The following is a 2,327-nucleotide window of genomic DNA, read 5'->3' as shown; positions in this document are numbered from 1 at the left end:
AGCCGGCGGCGGTTTCCCTGGCCACCGCCACCGAACCGTCGGTCGAGGCGTCGTCGAGCAGCGTTACTTCCTCGAGCGGGTAGGTCTGGCCGAAAATGCCGGCGAGGCGGCGGGGCAGGTGGCGCTCGTAATTGTAGTTGGTGACGAAGCAGGAGACGCCGATCAGCCCGGGGCTGGCGAGGGCGAGCAGGCGGCGGGCATAGGCGGCGAAATCGAAGCGGGTTGCGGCCTCGGCGGCGATGCGGGGGCGGGCGGCGGCGAGTGCTTCATGGTCGAGCCGTGCGGCGATCGCGGCGGCGAAGGCGGCGACGTCGCCGGCGGGCACGCTTTCGCCCGCGCCGGTCTCGCGCAGCAGGTCGGGGATGCCGCCGGAGCCGGCGAAGGCGATGGCGGGCAGGCCGGCGGCCATCGCCTCGATCACCGTGGTGGGCAGCGGGTCCTCGCGCGAGGTGAGGGCGTAGAGGTCGGCGCCGCAATAGGCGGGGGCGACATCCTCGTCGAAGGGCAGCAGGTGGAAGCGGCCGGTGGCGCGGGCGGCCTCGATCTCGGCGCCGAGATAGTCGCGGATCCAGAGATGGGTCTCGCCGAGCCAGACGAAATGGATGTCCGGCCGCGCGGCGGCGAGCAGGCGGAAGGCCTGGAGGAAGAGGTCGAACCCCTTGCGCAGGTCGCCGAAGCCGACGCCGAGCACGGCGAAGGCATCCTCCGCGAGGCCGAGCCGGGCGCGGAAGCGGCGGCGGGCGGCGGCATCGAAGCGCACGCCCTGGTAGTTCCCCTGGGGGATGACATGGGCCGCGGGCGTGGCCTCGAGCGCGGCGCACAGCGCGTCGCGCACATGGGCCGAGGAAAACACGGTGGCGGCGGCGGCGCGCATCCCCTGGCGGGCGACGCCGCGCAGGGCGCGCTCCTCGACGAGGCGGGGCATCTCGTGGACCAGAAGGATGCTGCGCAGCCCGGCCTCGGCCAGCGGCCCGCAGGCCCGCGCCGAGGCGAGGCTGTTGACGATCGCCGCGGTGATGCCCTGGGCGCGGTAGGTCGCGACATGGTGCTGCAGCGCGGGTTCGTTGGGGGCGAGGTCGACGATGCCCTCGGCCTCGTAGTCGGGGACCAGATCGCCGCCGCCGAGCAGCAGGATGCGCGGCACGATGCCGTGCTGGCGGCGCAGGGTGCGGGCGAGGTGGAGCAGCAGCATCTGCGCGCCGTGGGGCAGGGCGTCGTGCCCGACGAGGAGGAGGTTCTGCGCGTCCGCCGCATCGGCGCGGCCGGTGATGGCGCGGGCGGTGGCGTTGAGGAAGGCGGCGCCGAAATGCAGGTCGGGTTCGAGATAGGCGCCCTCGGCCCATTCGTTCCAGGCGTTGATGCAGACGATCGGCTCGCCATGGACCGGGGCGCGGCGGGCGCGCTCGATCAGCGCCGCGAGCCAGGCCTGGTAGGCGGCGGGCGTCGCCTCGTGCAGCACGACGCCGGCCCCCTCGCGCCGCGGGTCGTTGTCCCAGCCGGGGACGGCGGTGCGGATCAGCGGATAGGCGGGGTCGGGGTCGGCGAGGGAGGCGGCGACGATGTCGTCATAGCGGTAGACATCGGCCGAGAACGCGGGGTCGAACAGGTCGAGCGCGGTGTCGAGCTTGGGGGCGCCGACCACCAGCTTGTGCGGCGGGAATTCCACCGCGCCGTCGAGCCCGTGGCGACGGGGGTCGTAGTCGTGGAAGCTCTGGGCCATGAAGAGCAGCGGGGTTTCGCCGTGCCGCTCGGCGAAGAGGCGGCGCCAGCGGGCGATGGTCGCGGGCGGATCGGGGATCAGGGCGGCGCGGTAGATCATCAGCAGCGGCCGGCCGTCGAGCCGGATGTAGCGCGGATCGGCGAAATGGCGGGCGAAATCGTCGACCAGCGCGGCGTCGTCCTCCGGCCGGTAGTCCTGGGCGAGGAGGATCTCGCGTTCCAGCCCGTCCCACCGCCGGGTCCAGTTCTCGTTCGCCCACATCAGGCAGAAGGGCATGTCGAGCGCGGGATCGGTGAGGAAGCGCTCGACCGGCCGCTCCAGCAGGCGGCGGCGGTTGAACCAGTAGTAATAGAAGACGAAGCCGCCGAGCCCGGCCTCCTTCGCCATCGCGATCTGGCGGGGCATCACCGCGGGATCGTCGAGCGAGTAGAAGCCGAGATCGCGCGGGGCGCGGGGCTGGTAGTGGCCGGCGAAGCGCGGGGTGGCGCGGACGAGGTTGGTCCATTCGGTGAAGCCGGTGCCCCACCAGGCGTCGTTCTCGGGGATACGGTGGAATTGCGGCAGGTAATAGGCGAGCACGGTGGCGAGGCGGGGCGCGCCGGGCGGC

General features: G+C 72.9%; 1 protein-coding gene. It reads right to left on the bottom strand.

The window, feature by feature from the left end; genetic code table 11:
• Positions 1 to 2,327 (bottom strand): glycoside hydrolase family 99-like domain-containing protein (locus tag APM_RS06360; RefSeq protein ID WP_007422530.1); only part of this gene is annotated, 2,327 nt, incomplete at both ends.

The sequence above is a fragment of the Acidiphilium sp. PM genome (assembly GCF_000219295.1).
Lineage (GTDB): Bacteria > Pseudomonadota > Alphaproteobacteria > Acetobacterales > Acetobacteraceae > Acidiphilium > Acidiphilium multivorum.
This window is presented reverse-complemented; position numbering and strand designations above follow the sequence as displayed.